The organism is bacterium, from assembly GCA_035371905.1.
GTDB lineage: Bacteria > Ratteibacteria > UBA8468 > B48-G9 > JAFGKM01 > JAMWDI01.
On the sequence record DAORXQ010000031.1, the window covers coordinates 1 to 16,407 of the forward strand.

17 protein-coding genes and 1 tRNA gene are annotated in these 16,407 nt (G+C 29.3%); 14 read left to right on the top strand and 4 right to left on the bottom strand.

Annotated elements, in window-relative coordinates; translation table 11 throughout:
* The 11 genes from PKV21_04800 to PKV21_04850 all read left to right on the top strand — a co-directional run.
* Nucleotides 1–359: tetratricopeptide repeat protein (locus tag PKV21_04800; protein ID HOM26808.1), on the top strand; the 359-nt coding region annotated here is incomplete at its 5' end.
* A gap of 157 nt (nt 360–516) precedes the next feature.
* Nucleotides 517–2,193 (top strand): hypothetical protein, encoded by a 1,677-nt coding sequence (locus PKV21_04805; protein HOM26809.1) that lies wholly within the window; start codon nt 517–519, stop codon nt 2,191–2,193.
* A 146-nt stretch (nt 2,194–2,339) separates the two neighbouring features.
* Nucleotides 2,340–2,573 (top strand): hypothetical protein, encoded by a 234-nt coding sequence (locus tag PKV21_04810; protein HOM26810.1) that lies wholly within the window; start codon nt 2,340–2,342, stop codon nt 2,571–2,573.
* Between the two features lie 25 nt (nt 2,574–2,598).
* Nucleotides 2,599–5,322, top strand: coding sequence for a carboxypeptidase regulatory-like domain-containing protein (locus PKV21_04815; protein HOM26811.1), 2,724 nt, complete (start codon nt 2,599–2,601; stop codon nt 5,320–5,322).
* Nucleotides 5,323–5,362: 40 nt separating this feature from the next.
* Nucleotides 5,363–6,484: a hypothetical protein gene (locus tag PKV21_04820; GenBank protein ID HOM26812.1), complete on the top strand. Its 1,122-nt coding sequence runs from the start codon at nt 5,363–5,365 to the stop codon at nt 6,482–6,484.
* Nucleotides 6,481–8,394 carry a 23S rRNA (uracil(1939)-C(5))-methyltransferase RlmD gene (gene rlmD / locus PKV21_04825; GenBank protein ID HOM26813.1) on the top strand — a complete coding sequence of 638 codons (1,914 nt, stop codon included), beginning with the start codon at nt 6,481–6,483 and terminating at the stop codon, nt 8,392–8,394. Before PKV21_04820 ends, rlmD begins: the two co-directional genes overlap by 4 nt.
* A gap of 40 nt (nt 8,395–8,434) precedes the next feature.
* On the top strand, nt 8,435–8,680 hold the full coding sequence (locus PKV21_04830; protein HOM26814.1) for a 50S ribosomal protein L27: 246 nt from the start codon (nt 8,435–8,437) through the stop codon (nt 8,678–8,680).
* Between the two features lies 1 nt (nt 8,681).
* Nucleotides 8,682–9,014: a 4'-phosphopantetheinyl transferase superfamily protein gene (locus tag PKV21_04835; GenBank protein HOM26815.1), complete on the top strand. Its 333-nt coding sequence runs from the start codon at nt 8,682–8,684 to the stop codon at nt 9,012–9,014.
* Nucleotides 8,998–9,888 carry an NAD(P)H-hydrate dehydratase gene (locus PKV21_04840; GenBank protein ID HOM26816.1) on the top strand — a complete coding sequence of 297 codons (891 nt, stop codon included), beginning with the start codon at nt 8,998–9,000 and terminating at the stop codon, nt 9,886–9,888. The genes PKV21_04835 and PKV21_04840 overlap by 17 nt, the downstream gene beginning before the upstream one ends.
* Entirely contained in the window at nt 9,866–10,945 is a 1,080-nt protein-coding gene (locus tag PKV21_04845) for a uroporphyrinogen decarboxylase family protein (GenBank protein ID HOM26817.1), read from the top strand. Before PKV21_04840 ends, PKV21_04845 begins: the two co-directional genes overlap by 23 nt.
* Entirely contained in the window at nt 10,942–11,403 is a 462-nt protein-coding gene (locus tag PKV21_04850) for a hypothetical protein (protein ID HOM26818.1), read from the top strand. The genes PKV21_04845 and PKV21_04850 overlap by 4 nt, the downstream gene beginning before the upstream one ends.
* On the opposite strand, the gene PKV21_04855 is transcribed toward PKV21_04850, so the two are convergent.
* From PKV21_04855 to PKV21_04870, 4 genes are read right to left on the bottom strand one after another with little or no spacing between them, the layout of a single operon-like run.
* The gene (locus tag PKV21_04855) at nt 11,396–11,725 is read right to left on the bottom strand and encodes a hypothetical protein (protein ID HOM26819.1); all 330 of its coding nucleotides are present in this window, start codon (nt 11,723–11,725) and stop codon (nt 11,396–11,398) included. The two genes, PKV21_04850 and PKV21_04855, sit on opposite strands and share 8 nt — an antisense overlap.
* On the bottom strand, nt 11,706–12,893 hold the full coding sequence (nagA, locus tag PKV21_04860; GenBank protein ID HOM26820.1) for an N-acetylglucosamine-6-phosphate deacetylase: 1,188 nt from the start codon (nt 12,891–12,893) through the stop codon (nt 11,706–11,708). Before nagA ends, PKV21_04855 begins: the two co-directional genes overlap by 20 nt.
* A complete protein-coding gene (locus PKV21_04865) occupies nt 12,877–13,545 on the bottom strand; it encodes a class II aldolase/adducin family protein (protein HOM26821.1) in 669 nt (222 codons plus the stop codon). The genes nagA and PKV21_04865 overlap by 17 nt, the downstream gene beginning before the upstream one ends.
* Entirely contained in the window at nt 13,542–15,203 is a 1,662-nt protein-coding gene (locus tag PKV21_04870; GenBank protein ID HOM26822.1) for a ribulokinase, read from the bottom strand. Before PKV21_04870 ends, PKV21_04865 begins: the two co-directional genes overlap by 4 nt.
* Before the next feature lie 34 nt (nt 15,204–15,237).
* Here PKV21_04870 and PKV21_04875 point away from each other — a divergent pair, with 34 nt between their 5' ends.
* The 3 genes from PKV21_04875 to PKV21_04885 all read left to right on the top strand — a co-directional run.
* Nucleotides 15,238–15,915 carry a YggS family pyridoxal phosphate-dependent enzyme gene (locus tag PKV21_04875; GenBank protein HOM26823.1) on the top strand — a complete coding sequence of 226 codons (678 nt, stop codon included), beginning with the start codon at nt 15,238–15,240 and terminating at the stop codon, nt 15,913–15,915.
* Nucleotides 15,902–15,993: transfer RNA gene (locus PKV21_04880), tRNA-Ser, on the top strand. The genes PKV21_04875 and PKV21_04880 overlap by 14 nt, the downstream gene beginning before the upstream one ends.
* Nucleotides 15,994–16,044: 51 nt before the next feature.
* Nucleotides 16,045–16,407: hypothetical protein (locus PKV21_04885; protein ID HOM26824.1), on the top strand; the 363-nt coding region annotated here is incomplete at its 3' end.

The window sequence follows — 16,407 nt, forward strand, 5'->3', positions numbered from 1 at the left end:
ACATTATTATAAAAGATTATGAAAAAGCGATAAATGAATACGAAAAAATGATAAAGTATTATCCAGATGATTGGAGAGTTAAAAATTCATTGGTTCTAACAAAAATTGCAAGTTGTTATTTAGAAAATAAGGAATATGATAAATCAATTGAAATTTATAAAAAGATATCTTCTGAATATAAAAATACTCCCTTTGAGAAATATGCAGATTTGATGATAGAATTTGTGAATGAATATATTAAAAAAGGAAAAGAAGTCCCTCTTGAAATTATACAGAAGAGGATGAGAGAAGTGGGATTAGGAGAAGGAATAGTAAGCGAAGAAGTTATAGATGGAAAAGTGATTTATAAGGTAAAATGAGAAGGAGGTTATTTTTTATTCCAACAAAGACAATAAGGAAATAAAAAAGGGGAAAATGTGTAGAAATTTTTTTAAAATTATTTTTCTAATATTAATTTTAGAGAAAATTATTTTGTTTTCAGATGAAATTCGGAATATAGATTTCATAAAAGAGTCTTTGAAAAATCAAGAAAAATTAAGTTATCCTTCATTAAAAGTAAAATATTCTGTCTCAATTTTAATTGATGGAAAAGAATCTCCACATAGAAAAAATTGTTTATACATAAGGACTCCTGATTACTTTTTTATTGAAGAGCAAGACCTGATTAAAGATGAAATTAATTTTATTAGAAAACTGAAACATGAGAGGAGTACAAAAATAAATCATTCTTATTCAATAACAAAAACTGGATATAAAGCAGGAAGGATTTCTCAGGAGACAGAAAGTATATTCAACACGATTAAAATGGAAACCACCAATTTTCCAGTTTTAACAGAAAAAAATCCTTTTACTCCTCTTTATGAAGCACTGAATGAGGCAATAGATACAGAAGAAAAAAAGATTATAGATGGTTATACTTGTTATTTGTTTAAAATAATTGATAGAAAAAGCAACATTTGTTCAAATATATGGCTTGGAAAAGATATTGAATTCTGTCCTGTTTTAATTGAAGTTTTTAGAAAGAACTCTATTCTGGACCATAAAATACAGTTTGAAAATTACAAAGAAATTGTAAAAGGTTTCTGGTTTCCTATGAAAGTAATTGTAGAAATTTTTCCTGCTGAAACAACACCTGAATTAGAAAATTTTTACAAATCTAAAGGATTTTCACCAGATTTTGTTAAAAAAGTACTTAATGAAAAAAGTATTAATATTTATAATGTTATTGAAATTTCTGCAGGGAAACGAATATCAGAAGAAGAGATAAAACTGGAATTTCCTCCTGGAACAGAGGTAAGAGACGAGTTAACAGGAAGATTTTTTAAAATTACTGGTTTAAACTCAGAAGAAATTATAAAGTTAGAATCTATTATCAAAAATTATGAATATCAATCTTCTTTGGTAAAATCAATATACATAAAGACAAAAATTTATACTCAACTTAACTCTTTTCAGGAAAATTTAACTAATACTTTAGAAAATCATACAGTTGTTTTAGCAAGAAAAGGAAATTTAGAATATGAAGAAGAGATAAGCAGATTTAAACCAGAATATAAGATAAATAAAATTTTCACGACAAAAAAACTTCATGATAAGAGTACAGGGATTATAAAAATTCTGGGATATTCTATGAACCCTGAGAATAATGAAATAATTTCTCCTCCTGGATTAGAAGGTATTATTACCACAGATGACAACATTGTAATGAAATATAAAATGTTTAAAACTCCTGACATAGGTACAAAAATTATAGTTTTTGGATTACCATTACTAAAACGTTTGAAAGAAGATAAAGTAAAACTTTTACCAGATACTAAAAAGTTAGATGGATATTTATGTTATATAATTGAAGGTGATTGTAGTCCTCCATTTGAAGGGAAAAGTTATGAGATATGGATAGACCCTAAAATAGGATTTATGCCAAGATTAATTAAAGAAAAAATTTCATCAAAAGATTACACAATTAGGAAATTTTTAGAATATAAAGAAATATCAAAAGATATTTGGTTTCCAATGAGAGTGGAAGAAGAAAACGTATCAGAGAAAGAGATTAAGATTTCTCCTTATACTTTTATTTCCAAAATTGTTCGTAATTTATATGTGGTAGATGATGTAAAAATAAATACTTCTGGTTACAGTATGATAAACTTATTTTCTATACTGGTTAAAGATAGTATATTAGTAAAAAAATAATAGGAGAAAAAATTATAGATGGGGATAGGTGTTATGAAATAGAAATTGAAAGAGAGTTTGAAATTTATAAAGTTTATCTAGATATAGATTGTGGATATTTAATTGAAAAAGTTGTTGCTATTGACAAAGAAACCAATAATCAATTAATGTATGAACGTGAGGTTAAAAAATTTCAAAAATTTGGGCAAGATATATGGTATCCAGTTGAAATTGAAAGAAGGTTTTATGACGGGAAAGGACAGATATGTCAGAGGGACCACAAAATTATTAAGAAATTTATACCGAATTCGGAAGTAAAAGATTCATTATTTACACTTAAGTTTCCAAAAGGTCTTTTAATTAATGATGGTATCAAAGGAACAGGAGTTTTTGCTAAATAGTGAAATTTAAAATAGGAGGAGAAAAATGGTTAGAAAATTGCTCAGAATTGTCTTTCTGATATTAATTTTAAAAGGAATTATATTGTTTTCAGATGATTATGAAATTAAAGGAAGGGTTGTGGACAGGAATGGAAGTGGTATAAAAAATGCTTTAGTTGCTTATGGTCCAGGTGTATTCTGGATTAATTATAAATCTGTAAGGACAGATGAAAATGGCTTTTTTCACCTTAAAAATTTACCACATGAAAAAAGTATAGTTGCTGTTCAATGTAAAGGTTTTTCCCCAAAGTTTTTTGAAATTACTCCTGGAAAAGAAGAGAGCATTCCTTTTTTAAATGTAGAACTTGAACCAGGACATTCTGTCTCCGGTTATATAATTGATGAGAATGGTAAACCGGTAAAAGGCGCTCAAATTTCTACAATGGCTCTATGTAGGTTTATTTCTGCTGGATGTGAACAAATTTACAGATATCTTGAATCATCCTGTATAACAGATGAAAAAGGATATTTTAAACTGGAAGATTTACCTTCAGAAGGGGTATTTATCTCTGTATATGCTGAAGGATATGCAATGATTGATAAGAAATTTCTTGGAGTTGATAGGGATGATTATAAAATTGTTTTAAAGGTATTAGGATGTATCAGGGGTAAAATTATTGATGAAAAAACAAAAAATCCTGTTAAAAAATTCAAAGTAAAACTTAATTTTCCAGTTTTAAAAAAAATAACTGATTTAACTGGTGGATTCAGTTGTGATTTTATAAAAGGTGTGAATTTTGAAAGTGAAGATGGAACTTTTGAAATTTCAAATCTTACGCCTGATGCTGTTTATAAAGTAATTATTGAAAGTGAAGGTTTTGCTCCATTTTATATTGAAAAAGTTAAAGCAAAAAGGGTTCAGGAAAAAGAATATGAAATATTTGAATTAAAGCCATCTTTTTTAAGAATAGAGGGATATGTTTACAATTCAGTCAAAAAAACTCCTGTTTCAGATGCTGAAGTGATTATGATTGATACTCTGGGTAGAAACATTGGCTTTTTTTCCTGGATAAATGATTATTATGATTATGAAGAATTGGGTGTGGTAAGAAAAACCAGAACAGATGAAAAGGGAAAATTTACAATTTCAGATATTAGAAATACAAGGGGATATTTTATAATCAAACATCCTGAATATGGAAAAGCATTTTATCCTGAAATTCCAATAACTGAAAAAACAAAAACTATTGAATTTCCGATTGACCCTTCAGGAAAAATTGAAGGAATAGTTTATGATAAAAATAAAAGTCCTATTTCAGGTGTTGAAATTTATCTGGAACAAAAAATAGATGGAGATAGTGCTTTTTTTGGTTATGTTAAAACTGATGAAAATGGTTTTTATTCCTTCCAGAATTTATCATCGGGATATTATACAATAAGAGTAAGTTCTTTAAATGGAGTGAATTATAAAGAAGTTTATTTAAATCCAGGAGAAAATAAAAAAGTTGATTTTGGTCTTGAAAAAGGAGCAAAAATTAAAGGAAGGGTTATTCATAGAGGAAAACCTCTTGAAGAGGTGGAGGTAAGTATAATTGATATTAAAAAGAGAACTTCTATTGCAAAATCTACCACAGATAAAAACGGAGAATATGAGATAATTGGACTTGAAAAAGGAGAATATAAAATAGAAGTGATGAAAGGAGATTGGTTAGACCCTAATAAACTTTTAATTGAAAAGGATATAAAAATAAAAAATGAAGAGAATGAGATAAATTTTGTTTTTCCTGAGAGTACAATTGAAGGGAAGGTTATTGATTTTAAAACAAAAAAGCCTGTTTCAGACATAATAATCAGTGCATATAAAAAAATAAGAAGTTACAGGTTATGGGGAAAAAATGGTTTTGATACTTATGAATATGAATGGATATGGCAGCCGAAACAGAAAGCAAAAACTGATAAAAATGGGAATTTTAAACTTGAAAATGTTGAAGATGGAATGTATGTTATTGTTGCAGGAGATATTAATTCAAAAGATAGAGTTGCTTCAAAACTGTTAAGAGTAAAAAATCCTTTATCATTGAAAAATATAATTCTTGAAATAAATCAACCAGGTAAACTTAAAGTTGAACTATTTGATAAAGAAACAGGTAAGATAATTGAAAAAGCAAGTGTGTGTCTTTTTACCTCTGAAAATTTCTATCTTCATTTAGGTTATCCGGAAGTAAAATACGATGATTATTCCTGGTTTTCTATGAAAAATCCTTATTCATTTAAAAATGGAGAGATAATTTTTGAAAATTTGAAACCCGGAATATATTATGTATTTGCAAGTGCACCGGGATATGTCTGTTCAAGAAAAGAAAAAGTAGTGGTTAAAGAAAATGGAATTTCTGAAAAAAATATAAAACTTGGGCCTGGTTGTATGGTTGAGTTTATTCTAAAAGAACCTGAACCTCCTTTTAATGGTATTTTAACTATTGGATTGAAATTGAAAACAGAGGATGGAAGAATACCACTTATAGATTATTATGGATATAGAATGAGTGGAATATATGAATTTTTTGATGAGAAAGACGGAAAAAAAGTTTTTGTTATTAATACACTGAAAGAAGGAAGATATACAGGAGAAATTGAAATTTACAGAGAAAATTCACTTTATGTAGCAACTTACAAATTCCAAAAACATTTATACAGACAAAAAATTGAATTCAGCGTTGAAAAAGGGAAGAAAAAAGTAATTGAAATAGATATGAGGGAAAAAAGGTTATAATAAATATTATAATCTAACTTTTTATTTTATCAGTTTACCAGTGAAAATAATAAAAGTAAAATCAGGGAAGAAAATACATAACTGGTATCCTGGAAAGAGGGAATGTACATCTGAAAGAATACTTTTAAATCCATATATAGGTTGTGAAGTTGGTTGTTTTTTCTGTTATGCTTTAAGTTATCCGGGTAATTTTCAAAAAGCAAGGAAGGAGAGAGTAATCTTTGTATATGAGAATTTTGTTGAGAATTTAAAAAGACAGATTGAAAAATTGAATATTGCTTTCTGTGGTTATCTTTCTCCTGTTTCAGAACCATTTCAGTCAGTAGAAAAAATATACAAATTATCAGAAAAAACAATAGAATTTTTTGTTGAGAATAATATACCTGTTGAATTCATTACGAAATCAGTTATTCCAGAAAGTGTAGTTGAAATGATAAAACAAAAGAAGCATTCTTTTGGTCAGATTTCAATTTTAACTGTAGATGAAGATTTAAGGAAGAAACTGATGAGAAGAGGAGCAGAGACAGAATTATTATTTAAAAATATTGAGGAACTTGCAAAAAATAATATATTCTGTGTGTGTAGAACTGACCCTATTATTCCATTTATTACCGATGATAGGGAAAAACTTAAAATACTTATTAAAAAAGCAGTTGACAGTGGAGCAAAACATATTGTTTCAAGTATTATGGATATTCCACAGGCAATAAAGGATGATGTGTTGATATATATAAAAAAATTTTTTGGAGAGGATATAAAGAGAAAAATAGAAATTTTATATAATGAGAGAATAGGGAACTGGTTTCATGCTGATATTAGATATAGAAGAGAAATTTTTACTTTTTTAAAAGAAGTTTGTGACAAATATAACATTTCTTTTGCTTTATGTATGGAATTTGAGAAAAAAGATGGTAAAATAATAGGTTTTAATAGGGAATTTATGACAAGTAAAAATTGTGAAGGAATTGATATACCTGTTTATTTCAGAAAAGGAAAAAAGTTTTATCCATTTAATTGTTACGGAAATTGCTTAAAATGTAAAACTGCTGAATGTGGAATAGAAGAACTTGCACAGGGAAATAAAGAAGACAGTTTTTCAGGATGGGATTATTACGATTATTTAAGATGGAATAAGATTGTAGGACAGGAGAAACTTTTATGAAAATTATACTTGCATCAAAATCAGAAAGAAGAAAAGAGTTATTGAAGAAAATTTGTGAAGAATTTAAAGTTGTTGACAGTAATTTTGATGAGAGTGAAATAAAAGAAAAAGACCCTGTTAAATATGCAATTAAATGTGCAATTGAAAAGGCAAAAATTGTTGGAGAAAAATATTCCGATGCAGTTGTCATAGGTGCTGATACTGTTGTTTTTTTAAATAATGAAATTATAGGTAAACCGTCAAGTTATGATGAGGCAAAGGGGATTCTTAAAAAATTATCCGGTACAGAACATTCAGTAATTACAGGGTTTGCGATATATAAAAAGGATGAAAATAAATTGATTACTGATTATGAATTAAGTTATGTAAAGTTTAAAGATATTAAGGATGAAGAAATTGAGGAATATTTAAAGACAGAGGATTTTTGGGATAAAGCGGGTGCTTATGGAATTCAGAACATTGGGGATAGATTTGTTGAATATGTTAAAGGTGATTTTGATAATGTTGTTGGTTTACCTGTAAAAAAATTAAAAAAATATCTTGATGAATTTATTTATGAAGAATTAACGGTTGATATTTATGATATTGCCCTTCCAAATAACTGGGGAGTTGGAAGGTATGAAAATTTTGTTGTATTTGTTCCTGGTGGAGTTACTGGAGACAGGGTAAGAGTTAGGATTTCAAAGTCAAAAAAGAATTACTCTTTCGGAGAGATCGTTGAAATTGAAAAGTCCTCAGAGTATAGAGTTAAACCTGAATGCGAACATTTTGGAGATTGTGGTGGATGTGTTTTTCAGAATGTTCGTTATGAAAAACAACTTGAGATAAAAAAAGAATATCTGATTTCATGTTTAAAAAAATTAGGAGAAATTGAGGAGATTAATTTGAAAGAAATTATACCATCACCTGAAATTTATTTTTACAGAAATAAGATGGAGTTTGCATTTGGTAGTGAAGATGGAAAACTGATTCTTGGATTGAGAGAAAGAAGTTTACCTTATAAAAAATATAGTAAAAGAGTTATTCCTTTGAGAAGATGTTTTATTTTCAGTAAAAAGGTAGAAAAAATTTTCCCAATTGTTTGTGATTTTTTTTCTTCATTGAATATCTCTTCTTATGACCCTTTTAAAAAGACAGGTATTTTGAGGCATCTTGTTATTAAGGAAAGCAAAAATAAAGATGGGATAATGCTTATTTTTGTGACAAAAAGTGGAGTTGATATTGATTTTTCTAAACTGATTGGTTTACTGTTGAAGGAAATTGAAAAAATAAAAAGTATTTACTGGGTAGAAAATGACCAGATATCAGATGTTGTTAATTATGAGAAAAAACATATTCTATATGGAGAAAAATTCATTGAAGAAAAGATAAATAATTTAACTTTTAGAATTTATCCTGAGACATTTTTTCAACCGAATACAAAATGTGCAGAAATTTTATATAAAAAAATTCTTGAAAATATTGATGAAAAGAGTAAAGTCCTTGGTTTATACTGTGGAACAGGACCAATTGAAATAACTGTTTCTAAAAAAGCAGAGGAAGTAATAGGAGTTGATTGGGATATTTCAAATATTAATACTGCTGTTGAAAATTGTAAGATAAACCAGATAAAAAACTGTAATTTTTATGCTGAAAGAGCAGAAAAATTTTTAAATAGAGAATTACACGAATTTTTTAACTATTTAATACTTGACCCACCAAGAGGTGGATTGAGTTCAAAAAGTATAAAAAAAATATTAAAGAAAAAAATACCCAATATTATTTACATTTCCTGTAATCCTTCAACTTTATCAAGAGATTTAAAAGAGTTTAAAGAAGGAGGTTACTCTATAGAAAAAATACTTCTATTTGATTTTTTCCCTCACACATCCCATCTTGAATCTTTTGTTTTATTGAAAAAGTATGAATAAAAATTGACTCTAAATATAAAAAGTGTTATAATTTTTTACTATGGGAAGAAAAAGACAGGGAAACGGTAGAGATTCAAATCCAAAATTTAGAGGAACAAAAGTTTTTGATGGACAGATTGTTAAGGCAGGTAATATTATTGTGAGACAAAAAGGCAGTAGAATTCTTCCTGGCGTTGGATGTTCTATTGGAAGGGACTTTACAATATATAGTTTGGTTGATGGAATTGTTGAATATACACAAAGAGGTGATAAAAAAGTAGTTAATGTAAGAACAGTTCAGCAATAAAATGTTAAACTTTTCAATAGATTTAGAGTCCCTTGATGAATATAAAGAACCTGCCAGAGTTTTTTCTTTTTTATCCGAAAAAGAAAGCAATAATAAAAGTTTAATATCTTTGATTGGTAAAGTTGCTGCCAAAAAAGCATTTTTTAAATGTATTGGAGTTAATGAAAACTTTAAAAAAATAGAGATTAAAAATAGTCCTTCTGGGAAGCCATATATAGAGATTAAAGATGAAAAATTGAAGGAAGTATTAAAAGATAAAAGAATAGAAATATCTATTTCCCACACAAAAAATATTGCTGTTGCTATCTGTTTGGTTTATGAAAGAAAAGATTAAATTTCTGGAAAGTAGAAAAAAAGATGCACATAAAGGGGATTATGGACATCTTTTTATTATTGGTGGGAGTCCTGGTTTAACAGGTGCTGTCTGTCTTGCTGGAATAAGTGCTTTAAGAAGTGGATGCGGACTTGTAACAATAGGAATACCTGAAGGACTTAATCAAATTATAGAAATTAAACTTACAGAAGTTATGAGTTTGCCATTACCTGAAACAGAAGACCATTTTTTTTCTGAAAATGCATATGAAAAGGCAATTGAGTTTATAGAAAAAAAAGCAGATTGTGTTTTAATAGGTCCCGGAATATCATTACATCCGGAAACAAAAAAATTTGGTAAAAAGATAATTCCAGATATTAAAAAACCATTAATAATAGATGCTGATGCTTTAAAAATTATTTCAGAAAATCTTGGAATTTTAAAAAATTTAAGAGATAAACCTATTTTAACACCGCATCCCGGAGAAATGAGTTATCTTACAGGATTGAAAGTAGAACAGATACAGAGAAATAGAGTGGAAATAGCAGAAAATTTTGCAAAAGAGTATAATGTTATTTTAATTCTGAAAGGATATAGAACCGTGGTTACAGATGGTGAAAATACATATATAAATTTAACCGGAAATCCAGGGATGGCAACAGCAGGAAGTGGTGATGTTCTTGCTGGAATTATAGGAGGACTTCTGGCATCAGGGGAAGAAAAATTTATTTCTGCAAAATATGGTGTTTTTATTCATGGACTTGCAGGAGATATGGCAAAAAGAGAAAAAGGAGAAATTTCTTTAATTGCATCTGATATAATAGAAAAATTACCAGATGTTTTTAAATATTTAAAAAAAGAGGAGGAAAAAAATGACTTATTTAGAAAGATTTAAAGAGACAGTTTATTTTGGAAAGCCAGATAAACCATTTATGTGGCCTCAATGGGTTTTTGGAGATACAGTTAAAAGATGGCAAAAAGAAGGTATGCCACCGGATGTTCATTTCAATACTTATTTTGGTTTTGATAGAGTGGAACATGTGCCTATTAATATGGGTTTTATTCCTGCTCCAGAAGTAAAAGTTATAGAAGAAGATAAGGAAACCGCCACTTATATAGATGACCTTGGCAATAAATGGAAAAGATGGAAAAATAGAGAAATAGGAATGAGTCAGTGGATTGAATTCTGTATTAAAGATGAGGCAACTTGGGAGAATGTTAAAAAAAGATTAAATCCAGATTCTCCTTTAAGATATCCACAATATTATGATGACTGGAAAAGATGTGTAAAAAACAGAGATTATCCTCTTGGAGTAGGAGCAGGTTCATTTTATGGATGGGTAAGGAACTGGATGGGTGTTGAAAATTTATCAGTTATGTTTTATGATAACCCTTCACTCGTTAAAGAAATAATAAATTATATTGCTGATTTTGTTATAAGAGTGCTGGAAAAAGTTGTGAGTGAAGTAAAAATTGATTTTGCAAATATATGGGAGGACCTTGGAATGAAACAGGGACCTTTACTTTCACCAAAAACATTTGAAGAATTCTGCCTTCCTGCTTATAAAAAGGTTTGTTCATTTTTAAGAAGTCATGGTGTAGATGTAATTATGGTTGATTCAGACGGAAATAACGATGTAATAGTTCCTTTGTGGCTTGAGGGTGGTGTAAATATGCTTTATCCACTTGAAGTTGCAGCAAATACTGATGCAGTTGAATACAGAAAAAAATATGGAAAAAAATTGATTTTGATGGGAAATATAGATAAAAGAGCATTGAGAAATACAAAGAAAGAAGTAGAGGAAGAAGTAATGAAAAAAGTACCATTTCTTTTGAAAGAAGGAGGATATTTACCCTTTGTTGACCATGCAGTTCCACCTGATGTACCACTTGAAAATTTTAAATATTATCTTGAACTTGTTGGTAAAATATGGGCAGATATAAATAAATGAGAATTCTTTTGTATACAATAGTTGGACTTGCTCTTGGATGGTGGGAAGGAGTTGTTGTAGTATATATAAGAGAAATTCTTTTGAATATATCACCTGATTTAACAAAAATTACAATAAATCAACTTGTAAAACCGCTTTTTGTAACCCATAATAAATACAGTTTGCTTTTTATTGAAAAAACAAGAGAAATTACACCAATCATTATAATACTATGTATTTCAATTTTCAATGAAAAAAAATTTATCAGAAAATTTGCAGCATTTTTGTGGATTTTTGCCATCTGGGATTTATTTTATTATATTACACTTAAAATTTTGATTAACTGGCCTTCTTCTTTAAAAACAATAGATTGCCTCTTTTTAATTCCCTCTCCCTGGATTGCTCCTGTCTGGGTTCCTGTTTCTATAATGTTTATTTTCCTTTTTATTTCTGCTTACATCTTTAAAAATGTTAAGTAATTTTACTTCCTGGTGGAACATCCTCTTTATCTGTTGTCAGAATTGAAAGTTTATTATCAAACATTGTTGCAAGAAGCATACCTTTACTCTCAATTCCCCTGATTATTTTTGGTTCAAGATTGACAATAACAACTATTTTTTTGTTTATCAATTCTTCCTTTGTGTACCATGGTTTTATACCAGCAACCAATTTCCTTTTTTCATCTCCGATATCAACTGTTAGTAAATAAATTCTATCTGCTCCTTCCACATCTTCAACTTCAATAATTTTTCCAACCCTTAAATCCATTTTTTTAAATTCTTCAAATTTTACTATTTCCATATTTTTCCTCCTTTCTGTAAACAATTTTACCTTCCACAAAAGTTATTTCCACATTAAGATTTTTATCAAGTATAACCATATCAGCATCCTTACCTTTTTCAATTATTCCCTTTTTATCAGAAATTCCGATAACCTTTGCAGGAACTGTTGTTGCAGTTTTCAAAATTTCTTCAAAAGGGAGGCCTGTAAATTCCATTATTTTTTTCATTAAATTCAGTTGTGAAAAAGCGGTTCCTATTAAAGTCCCATCTTTATAATATCCTGTTCCTTCTTTAACAAAATACTCTATGTCTTTATACATATAATTTCCGTCAGGTAATCCAAGAGCACTTATGCCATCTGTTATTATACAGAAATTTTCAGGACCCTTAATTTTAAAAATATAATTTACAACTTCTGGATGTATGTGTTTTCCATCGCATATTATCTGATAGGTAAAATTATTATCAAACAAAACTGCACCAATTACTCCAGGTTCTCTATGGTGGAAAGGCCTCATTGCATTAAATAAATGGGTTACATGATTTACTCCCATCTTTATCATTTCTTCTGTTTCATCAAATGTTGCATCTGTATGTCCAATAGAAGGAACAACATTATTTTTGATTAATTTTTTAACAACTGATTTTATGCCCTCTATTTCCGGTGCAAAAGTCATCATTTTAAGTTTTCCACCGCATATTTCAATTATCTCTTCTATTGACCTTTCCCTTACAGAACATATTTTGTCTTCTTTTATCATCCCTTTTCTTTTAACATTTATATAAGGACCTTCAAGATGAATTCCGAGAATTTTTGCTCCATCTACTTTTTCTGTATTTTCAACAATTCTTTCGATATGCTTCTGTTTTTTGATATAGGGCTTAAAAATTGTTGTTGCAAGAAAAGAGGTTGTTCCTAAAGAAGCAAGGGTAGACGAAATTTTTTGAACGTTTTCATTATCTTTTAGGTTAAGAAAATCAGTTCCACCAGCACCTTGAATATGGAGGTCAATCAATCCTGGAATTAAAAGTTTGCCCCTTCCTTCTATTGTAACATCCATTTTTCTTAAATCTTTTCCAATTTTTTTTATGGTTTTCCCTTCAACATAAACATCCACAACTTTCCCTTTCTCTCCTGGATTGATAAGAGTGATATTTTTAATTAAAAATTTATTTTTTCTGTCCATATCTTTCTGAATGGTATCTTTCAAACCATTTTTTTATTTCTTTTTCAGGAATTCTTTTAATTTTTTTATTCAATATTTTTCCAGCGATTAAAATATAATAAAAAACTTCTGCAAAGTATTCACTCATAAGAGCATAAAAGGATGCTTTTTCCGGAGATTCTCCAAAACAGAAAAGGCCATGATTTTTTAAAATTATTGATGGACAGCCTGTTTTTTCATATACTCTTAAAATTTCTTTTCCTATGTTATCACCTGTATTATCAACATATTTTGAAACAGGTATATCCTTTCCAAAAATATCTGCATGACCTGTTGTAAGTACAGGAATTGGAATGCCAAGAACTGAAAAGACAGTTATGAATTTTGAATGAGTATGGCAGAATCCTTTGACTTCTTTTAAATTTCTGTAAATGTAAAGATGGTGTGGTGTATCAACAGATGGTTTTAAATCCCCATATATCAGTTTTCCATTCATATCAACTCCGACAATTTTTGATTCTGTAAGTTTTTCATACGGAACACCACTTGGTTTTATATAAATAATTTCTCGTTTATCATCTATTCCACTTACATTTCCCTGGGTTCCATAAACAAGATTGTTTTTCCATAAAAACAAATTTGCTTCATAGACCCTTTTTTTTAAATTCTTCATTCTGTTTCCTTTTTTATTTTTAACAATTCCTTCATTACATTAAACAGACTTTCTTTATAATTCTGTGTTCCAAAAGCGTCATGAAGTTTTTTATAAAGTGAATAAAGTTTCTCATATACTATTACATTTTCCGGAATGGGTCTATAAATTTTTTTGCTGTATCTACAAATTTTTTCCTGTGCTTCTTCAACTGATTTAAAATAACCACCTGCTATTGCTCCAAAAATCCCAGCTCCAACTGCACATGTTTGAGGAAGTGCTGATATTTTTATTTCTCTGTTCATTATGTCGGCATATATCTGCATAATTAAAGGATTTTTTTCTGCTATTCCACCAGAAGCCACTATCTCTTTTATTTTTACTCCAAAACTTTCGACCCTTTCTATTATCACTCTTGCTCCAAAACCTGTACTTTCAATTAAACATCTAAAAATTTCCTCTGGTTTTGTATTTAAAGTTAAGCCAACTATTAAACCGGTTAATTTCTGGTCAACAAGAATAGTTCTGTTTCCATTATGCCAGTCAAGAGCAAGAAGACCAGTTTGACCAGGTTTTATCTTCTGTGCTTTTTTTGTGAAGTAGGAATAAGGGTCTTTTATAAATTTTGGAATCAATTTTTTTACAAACCAGTAAAAAATGTCACCGACTGCGGATTGACCCGCTTCTATTCCGTAAAATCCTGGGACTATAGAATCGGGTACAATTCCACAAACTCCCGGTATGTCTTTTAGTTCTTTATTTTTTGGATATATCATCATATCACAGGAAGAAGTACCGATTATTTTTACAAGAACTCCTTCTTTTATTCCTGCTCCGACCGCTCCCATATGAGCATCAAATTCAGAAACACTTACTGGAATTCCTTCTGGAAGACCTGTTTTTTTACTCCATTCTTTACATAAATAACCTGCAATTTCACCACTTGGATATGCCTTTTCATAAAGTTTTTTTCTTATTCCTTTAAATGAAGGGTCAAGTTTTTCAAGAAATTCACTGTCCGGTAATCCACCCCATTCTTCATTATATATTGCTTTATGACCTGCTGCACATATTCCTCTTTTTACTTCTTCTGGATTTTTTATTCCTGATAAGACCGCAGGTATATAATCGCATATTTCAATGAATGTTGCCATTGATTCAAAAACTTTTCTATCAGTTCTTGCAAGGTGAAGTAATTTTGAAAAAAACCATTCAGATGAATAAACTCCTCCTATTTTTGATAAATAATGGGGTCTGATTTTTTTTGAAAGTTCAGTTATTTCTTCTGCTTCATCGCTTGAAGTATGGTCTTTCCATAACCATGCCATTGCATTAACATTATTTTTAAATTCTTTATAAAAAGAAAGGGGAACAAGATTTTTATCAACAGGCATTGGAGTTGAACCTGTTGTATCTATTCCTATCCCAACAATTTTATCAACAGAAAAACTTTTATTTTTTTTTGCTTTTTTAATAATTTCCTTTAAAAGTTTTTCAAGACAGATATGATAATCTGCCGGATTCTGTCTTGCAAGATGTGGGTCTTTTTCATCAATAATTACTCCATCAATTCCTGAAGGGTAGGGCACAACTTTTTCAGAAACAATTTCTCCATTTTTAAGATTCAAAATAATCCCTCTAACTGAATTTGTTCCGAAATCAATTCCGATTGAAAACATTTACCCTCCTTTTTTAAAATTGTATAATAAAAAGATGGTTAATTCAAAAGTAAGCATAAAAGAAAGAGTACAGAAAATTTTAAAAGAAGTTCCTGAAAATGTAATCCTTCTTGCAGCAACAAAAGGAAGAACAGTTGAAGAGATAGATGAAGCAATTGAAGGAGGTATTAAATTCATTGGAGAAAATTATGTTCAGGAAGCAGAAAAAAAATTTATAAAAATCGGAAAAAAAGTAAAATGGCATATGATAGGACATCTTCAGACAAATAAGGTTAAAAAAGCATTTGAAATTTTTGATATGATTGAAACAGTTGATTCCTTAAAACTTATAAGAGAAATAGATAAAGAAGCAAAGAAAAAGAAAGTAATTTATCCAGTTTTGATTGAGATAAATAGTGGCAGGGAATTACAAAAGTCAGGTGTTTTGCCTGAGAAGGTGGAAGAATTAATTTATGAAATATCAAAATTTGAAAATGTGAGGGTAGAGGGATTAATGACCATGGGACCTTTTGTTGAAAATCCAGAAGATATAAGACCTTATTTTAAATTGACAAAGGATTTATTTGAAAAATTGAAAAACTTAAATCTGCCAAATGTAGAAATGAAATATCTTTCAATGGGAATGACAGATACGTGGAAAATAGCAATAGAGGAGGGAGCAAATATAATTAGAATAGGAACAGGGATTTTTGGACCAAGGAGAGGTGGCTGAGTGGATGAAAGCGGCCGACTCGAAATCGGCTTCCGCCAAAGGACATGGCGGACGTGGGTTCAAATCCCACCCTCTCCGTTTAATTTTTGGAAAGAAGAACTTTTTCATTATTAAAAAGAGGAGGGAGATATGAATTTAAAAGTCCCTTTAGAAAAACCAGAACCAGATTTTGAAGAATTAAAAAATGTCTTGCTTGGAAATCAGAAAGCAGAAAGAGTTCATTTTGTGGAACTTTTAATGGATTATGAAATGAAAAAATATATAACAGAAAAAATTATTGGAGAAAAATGGATTGAATATTCGGAAGAGAATAAAGAAAAATATATTAAGCAGGAAATAAACTTCTGGTATAAACTTGGTTATGATTATGTACGAATTGCAGGCGGAATTATATTTACTGGAAAATCAAGAAGGGGGAAAGATACTGCAATTTTATCAAAGGGAGAAAGAGGATGGGTTGAAGAAGGAACTGGAATGATAACAAACTGGTCT

Coding starts and splice junctions, on each gene's coding strand:
- PKV21_04810 (HOM26810.1), top strand. CDS start 2,340: ATGTATGAACGTGAGGTTAAAAAATTTCAAAAATTTGGGCAAGATATA.
- PKV21_04815 (HOM26811.1), top strand. CDS start 2,599: ATGGTTAGAAAATTGCTCAGAATTGTCTTTCTGATATTAATTTTAAAA.
- rlmD (HOM26813.1), top strand. CDS start 6,481: ATGAAAATTATACTTGCATCAAAATCAGAAAGAAGAAAAGAGTTATTG.
- PKV21_04830 (HOM26814.1), top strand. CDS start 8,435: ATGGGAAGAAAAAGACAGGGAAACGGTAGAGATTCAAATCCAAAATTT.
- PKV21_04835 (HOM26815.1), top strand. CDS start 8,682: ATGTTAAACTTTTCAATAGATTTAGAGTCCCTTGATGAATATAAAGAA.
- PKV21_04840 (HOM26816.1), top strand. CDS start 8,998: ATGAAAGAAAAGATTAAATTTCTGGAAAGTAGAAAAAAAGATGCACAT.
- PKV21_04845 (HOM26817.1), top strand. CDS start 9,866: ATGACTTATTTAGAAAGATTTAAAGAGACAGTTTATTTTGGAAAGCCA.
- PKV21_04850 (HOM26818.1), top strand. CDS start 10,942: ATGAGAATTCTTTTGTATACAATAGTTGGACTTGCTCTTGGATGGTGG.
- PKV21_04855 (HOM26819.1), bottom strand. CDS start 11,725: ATGGAAATAGTAAAATTTGAAGAATTTAAAAAAATGGATTTAAGGGTT.
- nagA (HOM26820.1), bottom strand. CDS start 12,893: ATGGACAGAAAAAATAAATTTTTAATTAAAAATATCACTCTTATCAAT.
- PKV21_04865 (HOM26821.1), bottom strand. CDS start 13,545: ATGAAGAATTTAAAAAAAAGGGTCTATGAAGCAAATTTGTTTTTATGG.
- PKV21_04870 (HOM26822.1), bottom strand. CDS start 15,203: ATGTTTTCAATCGGAATTGATTTCGGAACAAATTCAGTTAGAGGGATT.
- PKV21_04875 (HOM26823.1), top strand. CDS start 15,238: ATGGTTAATTCAAAAGTAAGCATAAAAGAAAGAGTACAGAAAATTTTA.